This is a genomic window from Bradyrhizobium sp. GW821-FHT13H05, assembly GCF_058804065.1.
On the sequence record NZ_JBXAPO010000007.1, the window covers coordinates 230,636 to 252,776 of the forward strand.

Annotated in this window: 22 protein-coding genes and 1 pseudogene; 12 read left to right on the forward strand and 11 right to left on the reverse strand. The window is 65.0% G+C overall.

Going from position 1 to position 22,141, the window contains the following annotated elements; genetic code table 11:
• Positions 1-132: 132 nt before the first annotated feature.
• Both AC1RR3_RS22855 and AC1RR3_RS22860 read right to left on the reverse strand, forming a co-directional pair.
• Entirely contained in the window at positions 133-1,047 is a 915-nt protein-coding gene (locus AC1RR3_RS22855) for a hypothetical protein (protein ID WP_492825361.1), read from the reverse strand.
• Positions 1,048-1,134: 87 nt separating this feature from the next.
• A pseudogene (locus AC1RR3_RS22860) lies at positions 1,135-1,266 on the reverse strand (DNA-processing protein DprA); the annotation flags it as partial.
• 91 nt (positions 1,267-1,357) lie between these two features.
• On the opposite strand from AC1RR3_RS22860, the gene AC1RR3_RS22865 reads away from it, so the two are divergent.
• Positions 1,358-2,602, forward strand: coding sequence for an amidase (locus AC1RR3_RS22865; protein ID WP_492825362.1), 1,245 nt, complete (start codon positions 1,358-1,360; stop codon positions 2,600-2,602).
• Here AC1RR3_RS22865 and AC1RR3_RS22870 read toward each other — a convergent pair.
• The 4 genes from AC1RR3_RS22870 to AC1RR3_RS22885 all read right to left on the reverse strand — a co-directional run bounded on the left by AC1RR3_RS22870 (position 2,594) and on the right by AC1RR3_RS22885 (position 6,921).
• Positions 2,594-3,805, reverse strand: a complete 1,212-nt coding sequence (locus tag AC1RR3_RS22870) for a patatin-like phospholipase family protein (protein ID WP_492825363.1) — start codon at positions 3,803-3,805, stop codon at positions 2,594-2,596. The two genes, AC1RR3_RS22865 and AC1RR3_RS22870, sit on opposite strands and share 9 nt — an antisense overlap.
• Positions 3,806-4,007: 202 nt before the next feature.
• Positions 4,008-4,604, reverse strand: a complete 597-nt coding sequence (plsY, locus tag AC1RR3_RS22875) for a glycerol-3-phosphate 1-O-acyltransferase PlsY (RefSeq protein WP_492825364.1) — start codon at positions 4,602-4,604, stop codon at positions 4,008-4,010.
• A 62-nt stretch (positions 4,605-4,666) separates the two neighbouring features.
• The gene (locus tag AC1RR3_RS22880) at positions 4,667-5,968 is read right to left on the reverse strand and encodes a dihydroorotase (RefSeq protein ID WP_492825365.1); all 1,302 of its coding nucleotides are present in this window, start codon (positions 5,966-5,968) and stop codon (positions 4,667-4,669) included.
• Positions 5,969-5,973: 5 nt separating this feature from the next.
• Positions 5,974-6,921, reverse strand: coding sequence for an aspartate carbamoyltransferase catalytic subunit (locus tag AC1RR3_RS22885; protein WP_492825366.1), 948 nt, complete (start codon positions 6,919-6,921; stop codon positions 5,974-5,976).
• A 250-nt stretch (positions 6,922-7,171) separates the two neighbouring features.
• On the opposite strand from AC1RR3_RS22885, the gene AC1RR3_RS22890 reads away from it, so the two are divergent.
• On the forward strand, positions 7,172-7,879 hold the full coding sequence (locus AC1RR3_RS22890) for a M15 family metallopeptidase (RefSeq protein ID WP_492825367.1): 708 nt from the start codon (positions 7,172-7,174) through the stop codon (positions 7,877-7,879).
• Positions 7,880-7,900: 21 nt separating this feature from the next.
• The gene (locus AC1RR3_RS22895; protein WP_492825368.1) at positions 7,901-8,683 is read left to right on the forward strand and encodes a CPBP family intramembrane glutamic endopeptidase; all 783 of its coding nucleotides are present in this window, start codon (positions 7,901-7,903) and stop codon (positions 8,681-8,683) included.
• A 177-nt stretch (positions 8,684-8,860) separates the two neighbouring features.
• Here AC1RR3_RS22895 and AC1RR3_RS22900 read toward each other — a convergent pair whose 3' ends face one another.
• Entirely contained in the window at positions 8,861-9,181 is a 321-nt protein-coding gene (locus AC1RR3_RS22900) for a hypothetical protein (RefSeq protein WP_492825369.1), read from the reverse strand.
• Here AC1RR3_RS22900 and AC1RR3_RS22905 point away from each other — a divergent pair.
• Positions 9,180-11,105: a methyl-accepting chemotaxis protein gene (locus tag AC1RR3_RS22905; protein ID WP_492825370.1), complete on the forward strand. Its 1,926-nt coding sequence runs from the start codon at positions 9,180-9,182 to the stop codon at positions 11,103-11,105. The genes AC1RR3_RS22900 and AC1RR3_RS22905 overlap by 2 nt on opposite strands.
• 19 nt (positions 11,106-11,124) lie before the next feature.
• On the opposite strand, the gene AC1RR3_RS22910 is transcribed toward AC1RR3_RS22905, so the two are convergent.
• Both AC1RR3_RS22910 and ruvX read right to left on the reverse strand, forming a co-directional pair.
• Positions 11,125-12,048, reverse strand: a complete 924-nt coding sequence (locus AC1RR3_RS22910; protein ID WP_492825371.1) for an AEC family transporter — start codon at positions 12,046-12,048, stop codon at positions 11,125-11,127.
• A gap of 4 nt (positions 12,049-12,052) precedes the next feature.
• Complete coding sequence (ruvX, locus tag AC1RR3_RS22915; RefSeq protein ID WP_492825372.1) at positions 12,053-12,538, reverse strand: Holliday junction resolvase RuvX; 486 nt, start codon at positions 12,536-12,538, stop codon at positions 12,053-12,055.
• 46 nt (positions 12,539-12,584) lie between these two features.
• Here ruvX and AC1RR3_RS22920 point away from each other — a divergent pair, with 46 nt between their 5' ends.
• Positions 12,585-12,803, forward strand: coding sequence for a hypothetical protein (locus tag AC1RR3_RS22920; protein ID WP_492825373.1), 219 nt, complete (start codon positions 12,585-12,587; stop codon positions 12,801-12,803).
• A gap of 51 nt (positions 12,804-12,854) precedes the next feature.
• Here the strand turns inward: AC1RR3_RS22920 and AC1RR3_RS22925 are convergent, their stop codons facing one another.
• A complete protein-coding gene (locus AC1RR3_RS22925) occupies positions 12,855-13,790 on the reverse strand; it encodes a cyclase family protein (RefSeq protein ID WP_492825374.1) in 936 nt (311 codons plus the stop codon).
• A 206-nt stretch (positions 13,791-13,996) separates the two neighbouring features.
• Positions 13,997-14,887: a LysR family transcriptional regulator gene (locus AC1RR3_RS22930; RefSeq protein ID WP_492825375.1), complete on the reverse strand. Its 891-nt coding sequence runs from the start codon at positions 14,885-14,887 to the stop codon at positions 13,997-13,999.
• A gap of 96 nt (positions 14,888-14,983) precedes the next feature.
• Between AC1RR3_RS22930 and AC1RR3_RS22935 the strand changes: the two genes are divergently transcribed.
• The 7 genes from AC1RR3_RS22935 (at position 14,984) to gatB (ending at position 20,913) form a co-directional block, all read left to right on the forward strand.
• A complete protein-coding gene (locus tag AC1RR3_RS22935; protein WP_492825376.1) occupies positions 14,984-15,964 on the forward strand; it encodes an NAD(P)H-dependent flavin oxidoreductase in 981 nt (326 codons plus the stop codon).
• Between the two features lie 18 nt (positions 15,965-15,982).
• Positions 15,983-17,059, forward strand: a complete 1,077-nt coding sequence (locus AC1RR3_RS22940; RefSeq protein WP_492825377.1) for an NAD(P)H-dependent flavin oxidoreductase — start codon at positions 15,983-15,985, stop codon at positions 17,057-17,059.
• A gap of 77 nt (positions 17,060-17,136) precedes the next feature.
• Entirely contained in the window at positions 17,137-17,424 is a 288-nt protein-coding gene (gene gatC / locus AC1RR3_RS22945) for an Asp-tRNA(Asn)/Glu-tRNA(Gln) amidotransferase subunit GatC (RefSeq protein WP_492825378.1), read from the forward strand.
• Positions 17,425-17,445: 21 nt separating this feature from the next.
• Positions 17,446-17,673, forward strand: a complete 228-nt coding sequence (locus AC1RR3_RS22950; protein ID WP_492825379.1) for a hypothetical protein — start codon at positions 17,446-17,448, stop codon at positions 17,671-17,673.
• Positions 17,670-19,145, forward strand: coding sequence for an Asp-tRNA(Asn)/Glu-tRNA(Gln) amidotransferase subunit GatA (gene gatA / locus AC1RR3_RS22955; RefSeq protein ID WP_492825380.1), 1,476 nt, complete (start codon positions 17,670-17,672; stop codon positions 19,143-19,145). Before AC1RR3_RS22950 ends, gatA begins: the two co-directional genes overlap by 4 nt.
• Positions 19,136-19,438, forward strand: coding sequence for a hypothetical protein (locus AC1RR3_RS22960; protein WP_492825381.1), 303 nt, complete (start codon positions 19,136-19,138; stop codon positions 19,436-19,438). Before gatA ends, AC1RR3_RS22960 begins: the two co-directional genes overlap by 10 nt.
• Complete coding sequence (gatB, locus tag AC1RR3_RS22965; RefSeq protein WP_492825382.1) at positions 19,435-20,913, forward strand: Asp-tRNA(Asn)/Glu-tRNA(Gln) amidotransferase subunit GatB; 1,479 nt, start codon at positions 19,435-19,437, stop codon at positions 20,911-20,913. Before AC1RR3_RS22960 ends, gatB begins: the two co-directional genes overlap by 4 nt.
• Positions 20,914-22,141 lie beyond the last annotated feature (1,228 nt).

Sequence of the window (22,141 nt, forward strand, 5' to 3'; positions counted from 1 at the left end):
GGGCGGGTATCGTCCATTTCGCGGATGAACGGCGTTAGGTGCCAACGCTTTCCCAAGGCGGGGGACGACGTTCTTTCTGACTTGCCTTGCCGCAATGGAATTCGAACAGTTGAAGGAGATATGAGCTGCAGCTCATTTATTAAGTTCGTAGAATCGCTCTAGCAAATTGTGACGCTGGGAAAGAAGGCCTTCCTCTATCTGCTGCTTTTCGCGTTCGAGAAAGGCCACAGCCCGTGTGCACTGACGGTGAACAATTGCCCATTTTCTGAGAGCCAATGGATCAATACCGGCCGGTCTATGTTCCATGGGGGTTCGTTCGACCTCATCTTCCGCCGCGTACCCCGCAGATTTTACGATGCCTTCGAATCTTCCTCTCCTATCTGCGCCTGCGTCAAGCTTTCGCCTTACCAACTCTAAGAATTCAGTTTTTGATTTATTCTCCACGTCGAACGACCCGCCAAGTTGGAGCGGGCTGTCAACGCTGTTCACAGGAGCTACTTTGAGTATCGACTCCAACTGAAGCGCTGCGGATTGATAAAGCGCATAGTTCATCAGAAGCAGGATATCGCGATTGAATTGCGGACTCGAAGCTAGCCGATCTATTCGCGCGTCGGTTTCTTTCGTCAGATTTGCTACTGTGGTTACGAGATTGCTATGATCCTCCAAGATGGCGGATGCAGGTGACGTCTCAATTCTATCGACTCGTTCAAGCAGCCCTTGGAGTGCTTTATTCAGAGCTTCCGTCGTGGGATTGGTCTCAGCCAAGGCTCTCTTTTTTGCGCGGCCGGTGAAGGCGACTAGAACAAAAAATAGCACGAGTAGGAGAAACCAAGACTGAGGGTTGGTCGCGACGCTAGTGATCCAACCGGTTAGCGGAGGGTAGATTTCCTTGAGTAAGCCCCAAAGCAATCCAACAAGAAACAGGGCGGCCGCCAGCCCTACGAACGTCCATATCCGCCAACCCGCCGCCTTCACAGCTTCCACGACGGCCAAAAAAGCCGAGGTCCAGAAGAAAAGCTGGATAACGAGGTCTTCTCCAGTAAGCATAGAAAACGCCCCCTATGACAACTTAACCTAGGGGCGGAAGAATCTGAATAGATGCAACCGTCCCGGCGTATATGGACCGCCCGGTGGTATTTGCGCCCTAACACCGCGAGGCCGGACCTTGTCGGAGCGGATCAGCCGCAGGCGGTCGAGCCGCTCTAGCTCGGTCAGCTCTATGCTGGGATTGATGGCGTCCACGGCATCTCCTTGTGCGGGCAGCATGGAACAACCTGAGGGCGTTGCGCAACGGCTTCGTGTGCTTGCGCGGTCTCGCTCCGATGCTAAAAGCGATGGCAATAAGAAGGGTTTTGCCATGATCTCACTTGCCGACCTCCAGCGCCGCATTGAAGCGGGCGAGCTTTCGCCCGATGCCGCCATTGCCCAGTCGCACGCGGCGATCGAGGCCAGGGAGAAGGACGTTCGCGCCTTCGTCCGTCACGACAAATCGGCGAAGGCGCAAGCCACCGGGCCGCTGCGTGGCATCGCGGTCGGCATCAAGGACATCATCGACACCGCCAACATGCCGACCGAGATGGGCTCGGAGATCTATCGCGGCTGGCAGCCGCGCAGCGACGCGCCTGTTGTGATGATGCTGAAGCGGGCAGGCGCCACCATCATCGGCAAGACCACGACGACGGCGTTTGCCTCGCGCGATCCGACCCCGACACTCAATCCGCACAATGTTGGCCATACGCCGGGCGGCTCGTCCTCGGGCTCAGCGGCGGCCGTCGGCGCCGGCATGATCCCGCTGGCGCTGGGTACCCAGACCGGCGGCTCGGTGATCCGCCCCGCCGCCTATTGCGGGGCCGCTGCGATCAAGCCGTCGTTCCGGATGCTGCCGACCATCGGCGTGAAGTGCTATTCGTGGGCCCTCGACACGGTCGGCCTGTTTGGATCGCGTGCGGAGGATCTTGCGCGCGGACTGCTGGCGATGACCGGCCGCAGCGAATTCGACGGCATCGCCGCGGCCAAGGCGCCGCGCATCGGCGTGGTCAGGCAGGAATTTGCCGAGGCCGTGGAGCCTGCGGCCGAGGAGGGCCTGCAGGCCGCGATCAAGGCGGCCGAGAAGGCCGGCGCCAGTGTGAAGACCATCGACCTGCCTGAAGCGGTGCAGGAGGCCTGGCGCATCCATCCCATCATCCAGGATTTCGAGGCGCATCGCGCGCTCGCCTGGGAGTTTTCGGAGCATCACGACGAGATTGCGCCGATGCTGCGCGCCAGCCTCGATGAGACCGTCGGACTGACGCCCACGGAATATGACGACGCACGCCGGGTCGCCCGTCGTGGCCGCCGCGAGCTCGGCGAGCTGTTCGAAAGTTTCGACGTGCTGCTGACCTATTCGGCGCCGGGCACCGCGCCGGCCAAGGAGCTCGCCTCGACCGGCTCGCCCCGTTACAACCGGCTGTGGACGCTGATGGGCAATCCTTGCGTCAACGTGCCCGTAATGAAAGTGGGCGGCCTGCCGATCGGCGTGCAGGTGATCGCCCGTTTCGGCAATGATCCCGTCGCGCTTGCGGCGGCGTGGTTCCTGGAGGATGCGCTGGCGAAATCAGGCTAGCACGGGCTCGGCCGAAACGATGCGCTCGCCGGATGCTGGCGGCGCAGCACTGCCATCTGCGCCTTGGCCGAGCCAGCGTTCGGCGGCTTCGCGGCCGCTCCGGTGCAGGAGGCGGATGAAGCCGCGGCCGAGATCGGTGGACGAGCGGTGCGCAAGCCCGTCAACGGAGTCCTCTGCTGCGATCCTGGAGAGCCGCAGTGAAGGCTGCGTGTGCGACTGCGCCCATTCGAGCGTCGAAATCTCGGCATTGAGCACAGCATTCGCGGTGATCTGATCGAGCCGGCGGTCGATCGCGGCGAGCGTGATCGGCACGTAGCTGTCACGGGACGGGGTGAGCTGCACCAGCAGCACATCCATTGCCGCCGTTTCCTGCACCAGCTTGATCAGCGGCGGATTACCGCCATAGCCACCGTCCCAATAGGCCTCGCCGTCGATCTCGACGGCGCAGTGAACCAGCGGCGGACAGGTCGAGGCCAGCGCGACGTCGGCGGTGATGGCGTCGTTGCGAAAAATCTGCTGCTGGCCGTCGCGGATCCGCGTCGCCGCGATCAGCAGCTTTGGGCAGGCCGCATCGCGCAGCGTCGCAAAATTGATGTCGCGCGACAGCGCCTGCCGCAGCGGATCGAGATCGAACGGATCGAACTGGCCGGAGCGCAGCGTCAGGCCGAACGCGACCGAGCTTCCGGCCGGCGAAAAGCCGCCGACCAGCATCAACGAGCGGAACGAGGCCTCGTGCATCAGGCGGATCCAGAACCGGTTCAGCCGCGCGCGCGCAGCCTCGCGGCCGCCCTCGGCGAGGCCGCAGGCGAGCAGCAGCGCGTTGACGGCGCCGGCGCTGGCGCCGCTGATGGTGTCGATCTCGATATCAGGCTGTTCCAGCAGCCGCTCCAGCACGCCCCAAGTGAAGGCGGCGAAGGTGCCGCCGCCCTGGAGCGCCAGCGAGAGTTTGCGCGGCGGCCATTGTCCAGGGCGAGCCCGGTTGCGCGTGACGGGCTCGGCCGGGGGCACGAATTCGACCGGGGCGGCAGCTTTCGCCACGGGGGCAGGCGGTGCCGGTGGAGCAGCGGGCGCAGGTTCCGGGACGGGAGGCGGCGAGGGCGCATCGGACCAGATGTTGGTCGTCGAGAGCAGTTGGCTCGCCGCGGTGCGCGCAGCACCTTGCGAACCACCGTCGATATGCGCGCCGACAATCTTCTCGCTCATTCTGAGCAACCGCGTATCGCCATTTCCGCCGTCAGGATGACAGGCATGGAACCTGTTCGCCACTACCTGCCGCGCGTAATGCGGAGGTTGCGAACAGGAATTGGCATATAATACGGTCGAGGCGCGTCGGTATCCGTACTTTTTTTTCCGGCGTCAGATTTGTTTTGACGCATTCTCTTGACGCACTTCGCTCGAAAAAGCTCTAGGCCTTCTCGCCGATCCGGCTTTCCTTGCCCGCTTGCAATCGCCTGATGTTCTCGCGATGCGCGTAGAACAGCAGCAGCGTCAGCACCGCCGATAGCGCCGACAGAGCGAGATGGCCGAACCACCACAGGAACAGCGGCGTGATGAAGGACGCCACCAGCGCCGAGAGCGAGGAGTAGCGGGTGGTGAAGGCGGTCGCCAGCCAAAGCACGCAGAACACCAGTGCGGCCGGCCAGAACAGGCCGAGCAGGATGCCGATATAGACCGCGACACCCTTGCCGCCCCTAAACTTGAGCCAGACCGGGAAGAGATGGCCGAGGAAGGCGCCGAGGCCTGCCACCATGGCAGCATTGGGTCCTGCGATGGTGCCGGCGATGATCACGGCCGCGGTGCCCTTGAGCGCATCGAGCAGCAGGGTGCCCGCGGCAAGGCTCTTGCGTCCTGTGCGCAGCACATTGGTGGCGCCGATGCTGCCGGAGCCGATTGAGCGGATATCCTGCGTGCCGGCAAGCCTGGTCAGGATCAGCCCGAACGGAATCGAGCCGAGCAGGTAGCCGATGACCAAGGCCACCGGCAGGAAGGCTTCAAGCCCCATGTTTGCAAAGTCCTTGGCTGCATCCCCATGCTGAACTGCGACGCCACGCATGAATTCGCCCGTCAGACATGTTCGTACACCGTCCGTCCGCCGACAATGGTGCGCACCACGCGGCCTGTAAAGCGGGCCTCGTCGAACGGGGTGTTCTTGCAGGGCGATTTGAGGTCGGCGGGATCGACCACCCAGGGAACATCCGGGTCGATCACGATGACGTCGGCCGGGCTGCCGGCGCGCAGGGTTCCGCCCGGTAGGCCCAGAAGTTCCGCCGGTCGGGTCGACATCGCCCGGATCAGCGTCTTCAGGTCCAGTTCCTCATTATGCACCAATCGCAGGCCTGCGGGCAGCATGGTCTCAAGCCCGATGGCACCGGGTGCTGCTTCCGCGAACGGCAGGCGCTTGACCTCGACGTCCTGCGGATTGTGGTCGGACATGATGACGTCGATGAGGCCGGAGGCGACGGCTGCGACCAGCGCGCGGCGGTCGTCCTCGGTGCGCAGCGGCGGCGACAGTTTCAGGAAGGAACGGTAGGGCCCGATATCGTTCTCGTTCAGCGCAAGGTGGTTGATCGAGGCCGAGGCAGTCACGGCGAGGCCAGCGTCACGGGCGCGCTTGAGCACGTCGAGTGAGTCGATGCAGGTCAGCGAGGCCGCGTGATAGCGCCCGCCGGTCAGCGCGACAAGGCGCATGTCGCGTTCCAGCATCACGGCTTCCGCCGCGTTCGGGATGCCCATCAGGCCGAGCCGCGAGGCGAATTCGCCCTCGTTCATCACGCCTTCGCCGACGAGATCGGGATCCTCGGTGTAGTGCACGATCAGCGCGTCGAAATCGCGGGCGTAGGTCAGGGCGCGGCGCATCACCTGCGCATTGGTCACGCTCTTGTCGCTGTCGCTGAAGGCGATGGCGCCGGCGGCCTTGAGGAGGCCGAACTCGGTCATCTCCTCGCCGTGCATCCCTTTGGTCAGCGCCGCCATCGGCAGGATGTTGACGATCGCGGTGTCGCGGGCGCGGCGCATCACGAAGTCGACCGTCGCCGAATTGTCGATGACGGGCTCCGTGTCGGGCTGGCAGATGATGGTGGTGATGCCGCCGGTCGCAGCCGCCTGGCTCGCGGAGGCAAAGGTCTCGCGATGGCTGAAGCCGGGCTCGCCGACGAAGGCACGCATGTCGATCAGGCCGGGGGCCACGATCTTGCCGGCGCAGTTGACGACGTCGGTGCCCTCGGGGACGCCGGCAGCGCCAATGCCGCGGCGGGTCTCGCGGATGATGCCGTCGGCAATCAGGACATCGCCGGGGCCGTCGAAATCCCTGGAGGGATCGACGACGCGGGCGTTGGCGAGCAGGATGGGACGTCGGTCAGTCAGCATGAGCATCACGCGTTCGGCAGATTGCGGGCGAGCGCTTCGAGCACGGCCATGCGTACGGCCACGCCCATCTCGACCTGTTCGCGGATCAGCGATTGCGCGCCGTCGGCGACCGCGGTGTCGATCTCGACGCCGCGGTTCATCGGGCCGGGATGCATGACGAGCGCGTCCGGCTTGGCGTAGGCGAGCTTTTTCTGGTCCAGACCGAAATAGTTGAAATATTCGGAGGTCGACGGCACGAACGAGCCGTTCATGCGCTCGCGCTGCAGCCGCAGCATCATGACGATGTCGGCGCCGTTGAGCCCCTCGCGCATGTCGCGCGCGACTTCAACGCCCATCCGCTCGATGCCGGGCGGCAGCAGCGTGGAGGGGCCGACGACGCGGACGCGGGCGCCCATGGTGTTGAGCAGGATGATGTTGGAACGGGCGACGCGCGAATGCAGCACGTCGCCGCAGATCGCGACCACCAGGCCCTCGAGCCGGCCCTTGTTGCGGCGAATGGTCAGGGCGTCGAGCAGCGCCTGGGTCGGATGCTCGTGCGCGCCGTCGCCGGCATTGATCACGGAACCGTCAACCTTGCGCGCCAGCAGTTCCACCGCACCCGACGCGTGATGCCGAACCACCAGGATATCCGGGTGCATGGCGTTGAGCGTCATGGCGGTGTCGACCAGCGTCTCGCCCTTTTTGATGGACGAGGAAGACACCGACATGTTCATGACGTCGGCGCCGAGCCGCTTGCCGGCGAGCTCGAACGAGGATTGGGTTCGGGTGGAGGCCTCGAAGAAGAGGTTCACCTGCGTCCGTCCACGCAGGACGGTGCGCTTCTTGTCAACCTGGCGGTTGAGCTCGACATATTCTTCGGACAGGTCGAGGAGGCCGGTGATGTCGGCCGCGGAAAGGCCCTCGATGCCCAGCAAATGCCGGTGGCCGAGGACGAAGGTCGATTTCGATGTCATTAAAGCGAGAGCTATAGGCGCGGATGGCTGGGGGGGCAAGGGCCAATGCCGGGGTGGGGAGTTATCCCCTGATCTGTAGCCTTGTCGTCATTCCGGGGCGATGCGAAGCATCGAACTGGGGTGCGCCCTTGCGCACCCGAGAATCTCGAGATTCCGGGTTCGGCTCTTCGAGCCGCCCCGGAATGACAGGGGAGAACGAATGCGCTTCGTTAGACCAATTTTGATTTCATTTCTCGCGATCACTTCATTCATGCCAGCCCACGCCCAATCGCTCCCCGGCGGCTTCGTCTATCTGCGCGACATCGATCCCGGCATCGTCCAGGACATCCGCTACGCCACATCGAACAATTTCGTTGGCCGTCCGCTCGCCGGCTACGGTGCCGGCGAATGCGTGGTGAAGCGCGAGGTCGGGCTGCGGCTGAAGGCGGTTCAGCAGGAACTGGCGGCGCAAAATCTCTCGCTCAAGATGTTCGACTGCTACCGGCCGGCGCGGGCCTCGCTCGACATGGTCAAGTGGTCGCAGAACGGCCACGAGACGGCAGCCGAGCGGCGCTACAATCCGAAGATCCCGAAGACCGAGCTGTTCCGCCTCGGCTACATCGCGAGCCGCTCGCAGCATTCGACGGGCGCGGCGCTCGATCTCACGCTGGTCGATCTGAAGGCCGACAATTCCGCCAAGTTCGATCCATCGAAAACCTATGCCGACTGCACGGCGCCGGTCGAGGCGCGGCTGCCGGAAGGCAGCGTCGACATGGGCACTGGTTATGACTGCACGGATACGAAGGGGCATACCTCTGCACCGTCGATCACGTCGGACCAGCGCGCCTGGCGCAGGCAGCTGGTGGCTGCGATGGCAAAGCAAGGCTTTGTGAACTATGCGAAGGAGTGGTGGCATTTTTCCCTGCCGGGGGCAGGGGGGGCGGCCTATGATTTCCCGATCCTGCCGCGGCGGAACTGATTCCGGCTGCTAGAAAGCACCATGACTGAGCCCAGCTTCGCGACCCCCGATGTCCCAGACCCCCCGCCGCTCACCGTGACTCCTGCGCCGCCTCGGGTCTGGATGTTCTGGGGCACGGCGGTGTGGGGCCTGCTCATCTTCGTCGCAATGTTCCTCGGCCAGGTCGGCGCGATCCTCTATCTGGTCTGGGACCGTGGCGATCCCCTCGACCTGATGTCGATCCAGCGTGTCGGCCGCGAGCCCGCGGCGCTCGCGCTGTCGGTGACCATGGGCCTGCCGGCGACGCTGGCCGCGGTGTGGCTTGCCATCCGCATCAAGAGGGCCTCGTTCGTCGACTACCTCGCGCTGCACTGGCCGTCCTGGAAGCAACTCCTGTTCGGCGCGGTCGGGCTCATCCTGATCGTGGTCGCCTGGGAGACGATGTCGCGGAGCCTCGGCCGCGAGGCGACGCCGGGCTTCATGACCGATCTGTTGAAATCCGGCCGCGACAAGGGCGCCGCGCTCATGCTGCTGTTCGCATTCAGCGTGGCCGCGCCGATGTCGGAAGAGGTGCTGGCGCGCGGCTTCATGTTCCGGGGCTGGTCGGCGAGCTTCCTGCGCGTGCCCGGCGCGATCATCCTGTCGTCGCTGGTGTGGACGGCGGTGCATCTCCAGTACGACCTGTACTTCCTCGCCGAGGTCTTCTCCATCGGCCTGTGGTTCGGCTACATGCGCTACCGCGCGGGCTCGCTCTGGCTCACGATCGTGCTGCATGCGCTGAACAACATGACCGCGGTGGTGCTGACGATGTGGCTCGGCAGTTGACGCCTGCCGGCAGATAGCGGCTCAACGCCGCCACGTCCGGCCGCGCAGCGCGATCCGGGGCGCCGGTGCGATCGCGAATCCCGTAACGTCCAGAGCCTGGCGTCCAGAGCTTGGCATCCGAGCCGCCGCGCCGGCCTTTGCAGCGAACCAGAGAGGTAACATCCATCGATGTTACCGTTACATCGTTCCGGGAACGGGGCGATTCTGGTCTAATTTGCGTGGGGATTCCGCTTCAAGCGCGTGGGGAATGATGAAGGGCTCGCAGTTGTCTGGCCGGCCGACGCGTCGGCTGCGCGGCTTCGGCCGCGTCCGGCCCGCCAGGTTCGCGGTCGCGGCCTCGATGCCCGTCGCTTGCCCCGTTCCGGTGCCGCCGGACACAGCGCGTATCCCCTGAAGCTTCCATGCCGCCGGCGTCGAGACCCGGCAAATCAGCCCAATCCCGAAAAGGAAATCGATGTCGGAGATCCAAGCTAGCCATGCCAGGCGGACCAGCGTCATGCGGCGCATCCAGGCCATCGTCGCCGTGGTCGTCGTGATCATCTTCGCCGGCTTCGCGGTCTATAATGACATCGCGCAGCGCGCGGCCACCGATGCCGAGCTCGATACGTCGCTGAAGACCATCGGTGACAGCACGGCCCACCATGTCGCCGCCTGGTTCGCCGGCCGGGTCATGCTGACCGAATATGCCGCCTCGCTGGTCTCGGGCCTCGATCCGTCGGCCGACCCGACGCCGCTGTTCGCCCAGAAGACGCTGATCGACAATTTCGCCTTGACGTATTTCGGCGCGGCCGACGGCAAATTCACGAAATGGCCGAAGACGGAGATCCCGTCCGGCTTCGATCCGCGGCTGCGGCCCTGGTACAAGATGGCGAGTGAGACCAACGCCACGGGGCTGACCGCGCCCTACGTCTCGGCGTCGAGCCGTGAGCTGATCGTCACCGTCGCCGTGCCGGTGCGTCGCGCCGGCGCGCTGGCCGGCGTGGTCGGCAGCGATTTCAACGTCGAGGCTCTGGCCCAGATGCTCAGCGGGAACAATCTCGGTGGGCTCGGCCAGATGTTCCTGGTGGATTCCAGGGGCAGGATTCTGGTGCATCCGCAGCGGGACCTGATCAGCAAGACGCTGGCCGAGGCCTATCCTGTCGGCACGCCCTCGATCGGGCCGGGACTCTATCCGGCCGAGCAGGAGGGGCGGGCCAAGCTCGTGCGGTTCGTGCGCATCCCCGGTCTGCCTGGCGCCGATTGGTTCGTCGGCCTCTCGGTCGACACCGCCACCGCCTATGCCGAGCTGAGGCGTGCGCGCTTCTCCGCCGGGGTCGCGACTGTCGCGGCCGTGATTCTGATCATTCTGATCCTGGGCGCGAGCCTCAACCGGATGGTCGCAAGGCCGATCGGACGGCTGATCTCGGTGATGAACCGTCTGGCCCGCGGCGACCTCGACATCGATCTGGCCGACGCCGGGCGACAGGACGAGATCGGCGCGATGGCGAAGGCCGTCGGTGTGTTCAAGGACAACGCGGTGGAGCGGGCCCGGCTGGAAACGGCGCAAACCGTTGCGCGTTCGGCCAAGGAGCGGCAGGCGGCGGCGATCGAGAGGCTGCTCGTTAGTTTTGATCAGGAGATGGCCGGCGTGCTCGGCGCGGCGACCGCGGCGGCCGACCGGCTGGAAACGACCGCGCGCCAGCTCTCGGTGTCGGCCGAGAGGAGCGCCAACGGCGTATCGAGCGCGGCGGTCTCGGCCGAAAGCGCATCGGCCAATGTGCATGGCGTGGCAGCCGCCTCGGAGCAGCTCGCCGCGTCGATCCACGCGATCGCGCGCCAGGTGGACTCCTCGCGCACGATCGCCCTGAGGGCGTCGGACGCCGCGGCTGCGACCGATGGCACCGTGCGGACCCTCGTGGACACCACCCAGCATATCGGGCAGGTGGTCAAACTGATCCGCGACATCGCCAACCAGACCAATCTGCTCGCGCTCAACGCGACCATCGAGGCGGCGCGGGCAGGCGACGCCGGCAAGGGCTTTTCGGTGGTGGCCTCCGAGGTCAAGAGCCTCGCCGATCAGACTGCCCGCGCCACCGAGGAGATCACCGCCCAGATCGAGGAGATGCAGGGCGTCTCCAACTCCGTGGTCACGGCGATCCGCGACATCGCCGCCGTCATTGCCGAGATCAACGGTATCTCCGGCGAGCTCGCGCTCGCCATCGAGCAGCAGCGCAACGCGACGCAGGAAATCTCGCGCAACGTCAACGAGGCGGCGGACGGCACGCAGAGCGTGCTCAACAGCGCCAAGGACGTGACCGAGCGCGCTCGCGAAACCGGCTCGGCCGCAGATGAGGTGCTCGAGGCCGCCGGCTCGCTGTCGCGCCAGTCGATGAGCCTGCGCGACAAGGTGGAGCGCTTCTTCAGGGATATCCGGGCGGCGTAGTTGCTATGCCGCTCCGGCCTCAAGCCACCAGCGCGATCGCAATCGGCATCGTGATGGCCGCCAGAATCGTCTGCAGCGTGATGATCTGCGCCAGCAGCGGCGCGTCGCCGCCCATCTGGCGGGCCAGCACATAGGCGCTGGGTGAGGTCGGGACCGCCGCGCAGATCGCGACGATCGCGAGGCTGTCACCCGAGAGGCCGAACCAGACGGCGAGCACCAGCGCGAGCACGGGCATCAGGACCAGCTTGAACGTCACGCCGAGCGTTGCGCTCACACTCGGGCGGAGCAGGCCGTTGAGCTGCAGGCCGGCTCCGGTGACGAGCAGGCCGATCGCGAGCGAGGAACGGCTCAGTGCATCGGCGACTTCGTGCCAGAGTTTTGGCAGCGGCAGATGGATGACATTGATGATGAGGCCGACGACGCAGGCCCAGATCAGGGGATTGCGGATCACCGTCATGACGATGGCGCGGGCTGACTGTTTTTCGGGTGAGGCATAGTGCGCCAGCACGGCGACACTGAACACGTTGACCAGCGGGATGATCGCGACCATGGCCACGGAGGCCAGCGCCAGCCCGACATCGCCGAACATGTTGGCGGAAACGGAGAGCGCCACATAGGTCTGCCAGCGCGTCGCGCCCTGGAAGATCGAGGTGAAGGCGGGGCCGTCGATGTCGAGCCGCGCCAGGGCCGGGCGCAGCGCGAGGCAGAGCAGCGACATCGCGAGCGCCGACAGCAGCAATGCGCCGCCGACGCCCGCGACTGGTACCTTGGAGAGATCAGCCTTCACCAGCGTCTGGATCAGCAGCATCGGAAACAACACGAAATAGGTCAGCCGCTCCAGCCCGTGCCATTGCGTGTCCAGCCGCATCAGGCTGTGCCGGAGCACGACGCCGAGCACAATGAGGATGAAGACCGGCAGCAGCGCCGCGATCACGACGGCCATGGGATCAACCGGTTCCGCTGCGCAAGTTCGCGAGGCGGTCGAGTGCGCCTTGCAGGATGAAGATCGCGGCGTGCTCGTCGATCACTTCGGCGCGCTTGGCGCGGCTCACATCCATGCCGATCAGCTCGCGCTCGACCGCCGCGGTCGACAGCCGCTCGTCCCAGAGGCCGATGGGGAGTGTGGTCAGGCCGGCGAGGTTGCGGGCGAAGGCGCGGGTTGATTGCGCGCGCGGGCCCTCGCTGCCGTCCATGTTGATGGGAAGGCCGAGCACGAAGCCGACCACCTTGCGCTCGGTGGCAATCGCGAGCAGCCGGGCGGCGTCCTGCTTGAACGCCTTGCGCTGGATGGTCTCGACGCCGGTGGCTAACCGACGATCCGGGTTGGATACGGCGACGCCGATGGTCTTGGTGCCGAGATCAAGGCCGACCAGCCCGCCGCGTTCGGGCCAGTGGGTTGCGGCATCGATCAGGGGCAGGATAAGAGCAGGCATGGTTTTAGCGCATATCACGCGTCGCGCTGCGGAGTGAACCCGGAACATGGATGCACTGACGTTATTCGGCTTGTTTGCCGTCACCGCGATGCTGGTCTGCTATGCGATGGAGGACCGCAGCCACTGGTTCGTGCTGCTGTTCGCCATCTCCTGTGCGCTCGGCTCGGCCTACGGCTTCCTACAAGGCGCCTGGCCGTTCGGGCTCGTCGAGGCGATCTGGGCCCTGGTTGCGCTGCGGCGCTGGCATCTCAGGCCGCAGAGATAGTTCGGGCGAGGGGCCTGCCGGCGGCAGGCGGCTCCTCGCCCGGATGTCAGATCAGCGGATCGCGATCGGGTTGATCATGGCCTGCACGCCGCCGGACCAGCGCGGTTGTCCGAGCACGAACAGGAACTCATAGCCCTTGTCCTTCGCGAGCGCGGCCGTGTCCATGTTCTCGAGGATGTAGGTCCCGTTCATCGCGAGCAGGATCTGGTGCACCTCGAAAATGTTCTTGGACTCGAACGGCAGCACCTCGAGCGCCCAGGTGTCGGCACCGATCGCGACGACGCCCTTGCCGGTGAGATACTTCGCGCCTTCGACGCCAAGACCCGGCTCGCCGGCCGAGTAGCGCTTGTCGTCCTTGCCGATCAGGCTGAGCCAGCCGGTGTGGAAGAGGACGACGTCACCCTGGCGGATCTCGACGTTCTGCTGCTTGGCGGCTTCCTCGATCTCCTTGACGTTGAAGGCGGTGCCTTCCTTCACGATGTCGGTTTTGAAATAGGCGGCCATGTCGAGCAGCACGCCGCGCGTGACGATCGGCGGCACCTTCTCGATGCCGAGCTTCTTCAACCCGTTCGGGTCGGCGAAATCGGCGAGCTTGTTGCCGTTGTAATAGACGTGCTCGACGCCGAGATGGCCGAGACCGTCGAGCTGGCTGCCGATGCCGACCCAGGTGTCGAGGATATCGTCGTTATAGGTTGCCTTGTTGGGCCCGAGACCGGGGATGCCGGCCTGTCCGGGCTGCACGATGGTGAGCTTGAAGGCGCGCGGCGGGTAGGCGGGCGTCTGCGGCGTGACGGGAATGCCGAGGGCGTAGGTCTTGCCGGTCTTCACCAGCGAGGCCGCTTTCAGCACGAGTTCGGGCGTCATGTAGTTGGCGGCGCCGATCTCGTCGTTCGGGCCCCATTTCGATTTGGTCCAGTCCTGTGCGCTTGCAGTTCCAGTCATCGCCGACAACGCGGCGATGCAGCACAACACGAGCGTATTGCGCATCGATAGTCCTCCCGATGTTTTTGCTTCGTTATGGTTTTGCGCCGGCCAGTCGCGCATCCTAACGTAGAACACCTACGGGCTTCAAAACTTTTCGACCTGTAGTGCTGCGACGGCTGAACGCGGCATCGGCCGCGCGCAGCGCGGGATGATTCAAGTACGACAGATTTGTGACATTGAATTGCGCGCGATGGAACGCTGCGCCGGTGTCAGGCCGCGATGACCTGATCGTCTTTTTTTAAGCAGGAGATGAAACCTTGCAGCGCGCTGTATTGGTGTCCGGCGCTGCGCTGGATGAAGAGTGTCTCGACGCGCGCGTGCGATGGGCTCAGCGCGTGGATCGACACGCTGCCATTCATCGCGCTGCGTTCGACGACAGCGCGCGGCAGCAGCGTCACGCCCATATCGGCGGCGACGCAACCGATCATGCCGTCGAGCGTGCCGAGCTCGAAGCGTGCGGCCGACGGCCAGCCGAACTCGACGAACACCTGTTCGAGCCGTTGGCGATAGGTGCAGCCGGTGCGGAACACCAATGCGGTCGGACCGGACTCCGGCGTGCCGGCGCGCAGCTCGGCGAGCGAGCTCCAGCGCCGTGCGCTGACCAGCACCAGCTCTTCGCGGAAGGCGCTTGTCGCAGTGAGGTCGGCATGCGCGATGGGACCTGCGACGAAGGCGCCGTCGAGTGTGCCTTCGAGCACGCCGGCGACGAGGTCTGCGGTGGTTGCGGTACGCAAGGAGAGGCGCACGGCCGGGAAGCGGCGGTGGAAATCGGCCAGCAGCGGCGGCAGCCGTACGGCGGCCGTTGTCTCCATCGAGCCGATCGCCAGCGGTCCCTTCGGCTCGCCATCGTCGCGCGCGGCGAGCACCGCTTCGCGCGACAACGCGGCCATCCGTTGCGCGTAGGGAAGCAGGCGTTTGCCGGCGCCGGTCAGCGTCATGCCGCGGCTGTGGCGCTCGAACAGCGGTGTGCCGATTTCCGCTTCGAGCGCCTTCACGCGCTGGGTGACGTTCGACTGCACCGTGTTCAGCTCTTCGGCTGCGCGGGTGATGCCGCCGGTGCGGGCGACGGCGGCAAAGGTCTGGATATCGCTGAGTTCCATGGCGTCGTTTCACTTTTGTGATGGCAGCGTTCGCAACAATTCATTTTTCGAGAATGCTAGTCGCGCTTACTCTCACTGTCCAGATCGGGAGGGGCCATGCCCATTGCGACGCCGCTGACCACACTGCTGGAGATCAGGCATCCCATCCTGCTGGCGCCGATGGATATCGTCGCGGGCAGCCGGCTGGTGACGGCGGTCAGCCGTGCCGGCGGCTTCGGCATTCTCGGTGGCGGCTATGGTGAGAGGGCGTGGCTGGAGCAGGAGACCGCGAAGCTCGCTCAGCTGCGTGCGCCGTTCGGGATCGGCTTCATCACCTGGAGTCTCGCCAAGCGGCCCGAGCTGCTCGACGTCGCGCTCGCCGCAAAACCATCCGCGATCATGTTGTCGTTCGGCGATCCCGCGCCGTTCGCAGCAAGGATCAAGTCTACAGGCGCACGGCTGATCTGCCAGGTGCAGGATGAGACGATGGCGCGGCAGGCGCTCGATGCCGGCGCCGATATCCTGATCGCGCAGGGCATGGAGGCGGGCGGTCATGGCGCGTCACGCACCACCGTCGATCTCGTGCCTGCGATCGTCGATCTCGCGGCGGGCCGCGTGCCTGTCGTCGCGGCCGGCGGTATCGCCGACGGGCGCGGGCTCGCCGCCATGATGATGCTGGGCGCGGGCGGTGTGCTGCTCGGCACGCGCTTCTATGCGAGCCAGGAGGCCGACGGCGCCGAGGACGCCAAGCGGCGCATCTGCGCGGCGAACAGCGGCTCCACCGTGCGTGGCATCATCTTCGATCTCTCCCGCAACAATGTCTGGCCGGCGCCGTTCACGGGAAGGTGTCTCATCAACGACCATGCCAGGCGCTGGATGGGGCGCGAGGTCGAGCTGATGCAGAATGTTGCCGCAGTCGCGGCGGACTATATCGCTGCGAAAGAAACCGGCAATTTCGATATCGCCGCCGTCATCGCGGGCGAGGCGGTCGGCTTGATCCATGATATTCCACCGGCGGCCGAGATCGTCGAACGGATTGCGACCGAAGCCGAGCAGCATCTCGCCGGCCGGCGCAACTCCATCACGTCCGTCGCCTGAACCATGAGAGACAGCACCATGTGGCCTGACCGTCGACTGATCGACCTTTTCAAGACCGAATTCCCGATCGTGCTGGCGCCGATGGCCGGCGTGATGGATGCGGAGCTGGTGATCGCCGTGGCAGAGGGCGGCGGGCTCGGTTCACTACCAAGCGCGATGCTGTCGCCGGAGAAGGCGCGCGAGCAGGTCAACATCATTCGCCAGCGCGTGAAGGCGCCGGTGAACATGAACTTCTTCTGCCACACGCCGATCGATCTCACGTCGGAGGCCGAGGCGCGCTGGAAGCAGCGGCTGGCGAGCTATTACACTGAGCACGGTCTCGATCCGGCGGCGCCGATCAATGCGGCGAACCGTGCGCCGTTTGACGCCTCTTTCTGCGAGGTCGTCGAGGAGCTGAAGCCGGAGATCGTCAGCTTTCATTTCGGCCTGCCGGAGCCGGCACTGCTCAAGCGCGTCAAGGCGGCGGGCTGCCTCGTCATCTCGTCGGCGACGACAGTGAAGGAAGCGGTCTGGCTCGAGCAGCACGGCGTCGACGCCGTGATCGCGCAGGGCGCCGAGGCCGGCGGCCATCGCGGCATGTTCCTGACCGATAAGATATCGGAGCAGCCGGGCACCTTCGCGCTGGTGCCGCAGGTCGCCGACGCGGTGAAAGTGCCTGTTATCGCGGCGGGCGGTATCGCCGACGGGCGCGGCATTGCTGCCGCGTTCGCGCTCGGCGCGTCCGGCGTCCAGATCGGCAGCGCTTACTTGCGCTGTCCAGAGTCCAAGGTGAGCGCGGCGGGCCGTGCAGCGCTGGCCGAGGGGCGGGACGATTCCACCGTCATCACCAATGTCATGACCGGCCGGCCGGCACGCGGGGTGCAGAACCGCCTGATGCGTGAGGCGGGCCCGATCTCGCCGGATGCGCCGCCGTTCCCCCATGCGGCAACCGCGCTGGGGCCGCTGAAGGCGGCCGCCGAAAAACAGGGCAGGGTGGATTTCACCAATCTCTGGGCCGGCCAGGCCATTGCGCTGGGCCGTGAGGTCCCCGCAGCCGAATTGACCCGCGATCTCGCCAAATCGGCGCTGGCACGCATGAAAGCGCTGGCTGGGTAACGGGAAAGCGCCGGTTGCGGCGCAAAACCGGCCTCTGCTATACGGCAGTTAGATTTCGCCGTGAGAGGCCTTATATAATGTCCGTCGACGCCGCTACCGTCCGCCGCATCGCGCATCTGGCGCGCATCGCGGTTTCCGAGGACGAGGTTCCGCATCTTCAGGGCGAGCTCAACGCCATGCTCGCCTTTGTCGAGCAGCTCTCGGAGGTCAATGTCGAGGGCGTGGAGCCGATGACCTCGGTCACCCCGATGCAGATGAAGAAACGGCTCGACGTGGTCAATGACGGCGAGATCGCCGACGATATCGTTGCCAACGCGCCCGCGACCGAAGGTCACTTCTTCCTGGTGCCCAAGGTTGTTGAGTAATTCAATTCAGGACGCCGTCCGATGTGCATGCTTTGCGACGATGAGAAGGCCTATCAGGCCTACATGAATTACCTCGACAAGATGGAGCGGCAGGGCAAGGCTGCCGACCCCAATGTCGCCGTCAATGCCGTGCTCGACGAGATCGAGGCCGCTGCGAATGCCGCCGCCAAGAAAAACGTCAAGAAAAAAGACGACCCGGCCAACGACAAGACCCTGTCTCCATTCTTCTGCAGCCCGATCAATAAATGACCGATTTGACATCGCTGACGCTCGCCGAGGCCCGCAAGGGTCTCGCGTCCAAGACTTTCACGTCACTCGAGCTGACCGACGCGCATCTGAGCGCGATCGAGAAGGCGCGCGTGCTCAATGCCTTCGTGATGGAGACGCCCGATCGCGCGCGCGACATGGCGAAGGCCGTGGACGAGAAGATCGCCAAGGGCGAGGGCGGCCCGCTCGCCGGCATCCCGCTCGGCATCAAGGATCTGTTCGCGACCAAGGGCGTGCGCACCACGGCGTGCTCGAAGATCCTCGGCAATTTCGTGCCGACCTACGAGTCCACCATCACCTCGCAGCTCTGGCGCGACGGCGCGGTGATGCTCGGCAAGCTCAACAATGACGAGTTCGCGATGGGCTCGGCCAACGAGACCTCGTGCTTCGGTCCCGTCGGCAATCCGTGGCGGCGTGAGGGCAGCAACACCACGCTGGTGCCGGGCGGCTCGTCCGGCGGCTCGGCCTCGGCCGTGTCGGCGCTGCTGTGCATGGGCGCGACCGCGACCGATACCGGCGGCTCGATCCGCCAGCCGGCGGCGTTCACCGCGACCGTCGGCATCAAGCCGACCTATGGCCGCTGCTCGCGCTGGGGCATCGTCGCCTTTGCCTCCTCGCTCGACCAGGCAGGCCCGATCGCGCGCACAACGCGCGATGCGGCGATGCTGCTGCGCTCGATGGCCGGGCACGATCCGAAGGACACGACCTCGGTCGACGTTGCCGTGCCGGATTACGAGGCGGCGATCGGCAGGTCCGTGAAGGGTCTCAGGATCGGCATCCCCAAGGAGTATCGCCTCGACGGCATGCCGGCCGAGATCGAAAAGCTCTGGAGCGAGGGCGCGGCGTGGCTGAAGGCGGCCGGCGCCGAGCTCGTCGAAGTGTCGCTGCCGCACACCAAATACGCGCTGCCGGCGTATTACATCGTGGCGCCGGCGGAGGCGTCCTCGAACCTCGCGCGCTATGACGGTGTGCGCTACGGCTTGCGCGAGCAGGGCAAGACCATCATCGAGCAGTACGAGAACACCCGCGCCGAAGGTTTTGGCGCCGAGGTGCGCCGCCGCATCATGATCGGCACTTACGTGCTCTCGGCCGGCTATTATGACGCCTATTATTTGCGCGCCCAGAAGGTGCGCACGCTGATCAAGAAGGACTTTGAGGATTGCTTCGCCAAGGGCGTCAACGCGATCCTGACGCCGGCGACGCCGTCGGCGGCCTTCGGCATCGGCGAGAAGGGCGGCGCCGATCCGGTCGAGATGTATCTCAACGACATCTTCACGGTGACCGTGAACATGGCGGGCCTGCCGGGCATCGCCGTGCCCGCCGGCAAGGACGCGCAGGGCCTGCCGCTCGGCCTGCAGCTGATCGGCCGTCCCTTCGACGAGGAGACGCTGTTCTCGCTCGGCGAGGTGATCGAGCAGGCCGCCGGCCGCTTCACGCCCGCGAGGTGGTGGTGAATGTCGCTGATTTCATCGCAAGCCTCGACGGCGCTGCGCCCGCGCCAGGCCTGAACGCGCCGCTCGCCGGTCTCTGGTGGGCCGGCAAGGGTGACTGGGACCAGGCGCACGGGATCGTTCAGGACGACAATGGCCGCGACGCCGCCTGGGTGCACGCCTATCTGCACCGCGTCGAAGGCGATCTCGGCAATGCCGGCTACTGGTACCGCCAGGCCGGCCAGCCCGCAGCAAAGGATTCATTGGAAGCGGAGTGGGAGCGGATCGCTGCCACGCTGCTCGGGAGCACGACATGAGCACGGCCACGCACAAGCTTCTCAAAGGCGCCACCGGTGACTGGGAGATGGTCATCGGCATGGAGATCCATGCCCAGGTCACCTCGAACTCAAAACTGTTCTCCGGCGCCTCCACCGCGTTCGGCGGCGAGCCGAACAGCCACGTGTCGCTGGTTGACGCGGCGATGCCGGGCATGCTGCCCGTCATCAACGAGGAATGCGTCAGACAGGCTGTCCGGACCGGGCTCGGCCTCAACGCCAAGATCAATCTGCGTTCGGTGTTCGACCGCAAAAACTATTTCTACCCGGACTCGCCGCAGGGCTACCAGATCAGCCAGTACAAGTCGCCCATCGTCGGCGAAGGTGAGGTCGAGGTCGAGCTGGATGGCGGCAAGACCGCGACCATCGGCATCGAGCGCCTTCATCTTGAGCAGGACGCCGGCAAATTGCTGCACGATCAGTCGCCGACCATGTCCCATGTCGACCTCAACCGCTGCGGCGTGGCGCTGATGGAGATCGTATCAAAACCGGACATTCGCGACGCCGAGCAGGCCAAGGCTTACGTGACAAAACTGCGTTCGATCCTGCGCTATCTCGGCACCTGCGACGGCGACATGGAGAAGGGCTCATTGCGCGCCGACGTCAACGTCTCCGTGCGCAAGCCGGGCGCGCCGCTCGGCACCCGCTGCGAGATCAAGAACATGAACTCGATCACCTTCATCGGCCAGGCGATCGAGTACGAGGCACGTCGCCAGATCGAAATCCTCGAGGACGGCGGGGCGATCGACCAGGAAACGCGGCTTTACGATCCCGACAAGGGCGAGACGCGCTCGATGCGCTCGAAGGAAGAGGCGCACGACTATCGCTACTTCCCCGATCCCGACCTGTTGCCGCTCGAGTTCTCGCAAAGCTTCGTCGACGAGCTGAAGACTGAGCTGCCGGAGCTGCCGGACCAGAAGAAGACGCGCTTCGTCGCCAATTTCGGCCTGTCGGCCTACGATGCGAGCGTGCTCGTTGCCGAGCGCGAGAGCGCGGTGTTCTACGAAACCGTGCTCGACAGGCTCGGCAATCGCGCGCGCGACGGCAAGATGGCGGCGAACTGGGTGATCAACGAGCTGTTCGGCCGTCTCAACAAGGAAGGCCGGAATATTACGGGCTCCCCCGTCAACGCCGAGCAGCTGGCTGCGATCGTCGACCTGATCGGCGAGGGCACGATCTCCGGCAAGATCGCCAAGGATCTGTTCGAGATCGTCTGGCAGGAGGGCGGCGATCCCCGCGCGCTGGTCGAAAGCCGCGGCATGAAGCAGGTGACGGATCTTTCGGCGATCGAAAAGGTGGTCGACGACATCATCGCGGCCAATCCCGACAAGGCGGCGCAGGTGAAGGACAAGCCGCAGTCGCTCGGCTGGTTCGTCGGCCAGGTGATGAAGGCGTCCGGCGGCAAAGCCAACCCGCAGAGCGTCAACGACCTGCTCAAGTCCAAGCTCGGCATCTAGCCTCACACGTTCGAACGAGGTGACGGACACGCTTCGTCACCTCGCGTTCGGTTCGCGATGCGACGCTCGCGCGCGTCCTCGGCGGCAAACTTCATCCCGATCGACAGCGCTAAGGCGGCCGAATCGCCGTCGCGCGATTCGCGCAAAACGGCGGCTTGAACACGCTCCGACGAGCGCTCGCGCCGTTAATCATGAAAATATTTTCGTTGCCAAAACTCGCGACTCAGAGTCCGCGAAGCGCCTTTGCGAGGCGATCTCGCGCGTCGCGACATGCGTCACCGCGCCGATCATGCGCAATGCGTGAGTGCAGGAAAATACTTTCTGCATAGTGTTTTCCTGCAATCACTACTCTCGCAAACACCGATGATGCGCCCACTCTCCGCGATCGCGCGAACACGTCGTGCAGTGCGCTTGCGTCGCGCTCGCCAAGCGCACGTGCCTTGCTGCGTCAACACTTCTTTAAGCGAGACGCTGTTTTTTTCGTTGTGTTGGTGTATTCGGGATGAGTGTGCATTCGATCCCCGACTGCATGCAGCGATTAAAGCCATCTCACACATCGGAGGGCAACATGGCCAAGAAAGCGAAGAAGGCGAAGAAGGCGAAGAGCGCAGTGAAGAAGACTGCGAAGAAGACCCGCAAGGTCGCGAAGAAGAAGAAGTAACTTCGACTTCTGAAGTTGCCGGCTCCCTGAGAGCCGGCACGTCATCAGCGCCTCCTGGAGGTTCTGGTCGACGATAGAGGGTGTCGGCGAGACATCAGGTCAACGGTCGGATCGTTCTCTTGCACGGTCCGGCAGAAGAAACGAGTTTTCTTCGTTCGGTGCGGTGCCGGTTCTCCGGTTCTGCAATTTCACAGGCGGCCTTCGGGCCAACGTGGAATCTGGTCCTGACGTGTTCGCCGACGCCCTCGTTCGTTTGAGGCCGGGGTATTGCCGGCATTCCCATTCCCGACATCGCTGATCTGATTGCGACGTGGCCGCGCTGCGTTGGCCGTACTGCCTTTGGGCAGGCGAGGGCGCCTGCGGCGTTGTGCGCCGTCTCTCCATGCGCGGTGTCATCGCCCGGCTTCGACCGGGCGATCCAGTCCGCCGCAGCTTCCCGAGTGACGACGGCTGTCTCTGGCATGCCGGGTCACCCGCTTGGCGCCTTCGCTGAAGCTTCGGCGTGCCGAGACCGCAAGTCCCGGCGAAGCCTTGGCGTAGCCGGGTCGCGGGTGACGACAATGGGCG

What these genes read in the sequence shown, in the direction of transcription:
- AC1RR3_RS22855 (WP_492825361.1), bottom strand. Translation starts at nt 1,047, where the DNA reads ATGCTTACTGGAGAAGACCTCGTTATCCAGCTTTTCTTCTGGACCTCG.
- AC1RR3_RS22865 (WP_492825362.1), top strand. Translation starts at nt 1,358, where the DNA reads ATGATCTCACTTGCCGACCTCCAGCGCCGCATTGAAGCGGGCGAGCTT.
- AC1RR3_RS22870 (WP_492825363.1), bottom strand. Translation starts at nt 3,805, where the DNA reads ATGAGCGAGAAGATTGTCGGCGCGCATATCGACGGTGGTTCGCAAGGT.
- plsY (WP_492825364.1), bottom strand. Translation starts at nt 4,604, where the DNA reads ATGGGGCTTGAAGCCTTCCTGCCGGTGGCCTTGGTCATCGGCTACCTG.
- AC1RR3_RS22880 (WP_492825365.1), bottom strand. Translation starts at nt 5,968, where the DNA reads ATGCTGACTGACCGACGTCCCATCCTGCTCGCCAACGCCCGCGTCGTC.
- AC1RR3_RS22885 (WP_492825366.1), bottom strand. Translation starts at nt 6,921, where the DNA reads ATGACATCGAAATCGACCTTCGTCCTCGGCCACCGGCATTTGCTGGGC.
- AC1RR3_RS22890 (WP_492825367.1), top strand. Translation starts at nt 7,172, where the DNA reads ATGCCAGCCCACGCCCAATCGCTCCCCGGCGGCTTCGTCTATCTGCGC.
- AC1RR3_RS22895 (WP_492825368.1), top strand. Translation starts at nt 7,901, where the DNA reads ATGACTGAGCCCAGCTTCGCGACCCCCGATGTCCCAGACCCCCCGCCG.
- AC1RR3_RS22905 (WP_492825370.1), top strand. Translation starts at nt 9,180, where the DNA reads ATGCGGCGCATCCAGGCCATCGTCGCCGTGGTCGTCGTGATCATCTTC.
- AC1RR3_RS22900 (WP_492825369.1), bottom strand. Translation starts at nt 9,181, where the DNA reads ATGACGCTGGTCCGCCTGGCATGGCTAGCTTGGATCTCCGACATCGAT.
- AC1RR3_RS22910 (WP_492825371.1), bottom strand. Translation starts at nt 12,048, where the DNA reads ATGGCCGTCGTGATCGCGGCGCTGCTGCCGGTCTTCATCCTCATTGTG.
- ruvX (WP_492825372.1), bottom strand. Translation starts at nt 12,538, where the DNA reads ATGCCTGCTCTTATCCTGCCCCTGATCGATGCCGCAACCCACTGGCCC.
- AC1RR3_RS22920 (WP_492825373.1), top strand. Translation starts at nt 12,585, where the DNA reads ATGGATGCACTGACGTTATTCGGCTTGTTTGCCGTCACCGCGATGCTG.
- AC1RR3_RS22925 (WP_492825374.1), bottom strand. Translation starts at nt 13,790, where the DNA reads ATGCGCAATACGCTCGTGTTGTGCTGCATCGCCGCGTTGTCGGCGATG.
- AC1RR3_RS22930 (WP_492825375.1), bottom strand. Translation starts at nt 14,887, where the DNA reads ATGGAACTCAGCGATATCCAGACCTTTGCCGCCGTCGCCCGCACCGGC.
- AC1RR3_RS22935 (WP_492825376.1), top strand. Translation starts at nt 14,984, where the DNA reads ATGCCCATTGCGACGCCGCTGACCACACTGCTGGAGATCAGGCATCCC.
- AC1RR3_RS22940 (WP_492825377.1), top strand. Translation starts at nt 15,983, where the DNA reads ATGTGGCCTGACCGTCGACTGATCGACCTTTTCAAGACCGAATTCCCG.
- gatC (WP_492825378.1), top strand. Translation starts at nt 17,137, where the DNA reads ATGTCCGTCGACGCCGCTACCGTCCGCCGCATCGCGCATCTGGCGCGC.
- AC1RR3_RS22950 (WP_492825379.1), top strand. Translation starts at nt 17,446, where the DNA reads ATGTGCATGCTTTGCGACGATGAGAAGGCCTATCAGGCCTACATGAAT.
- gatA (WP_492825380.1), top strand. Translation starts at nt 17,670, where the DNA reads ATGACCGATTTGACATCGCTGACGCTCGCCGAGGCCCGCAAGGGTCTC.
- gatB (WP_492825382.1), top strand. Translation starts at nt 19,435, where the DNA reads ATGAGCACGGCCACGCACAAGCTTCTCAAAGGCGCCACCGGTGACTGG.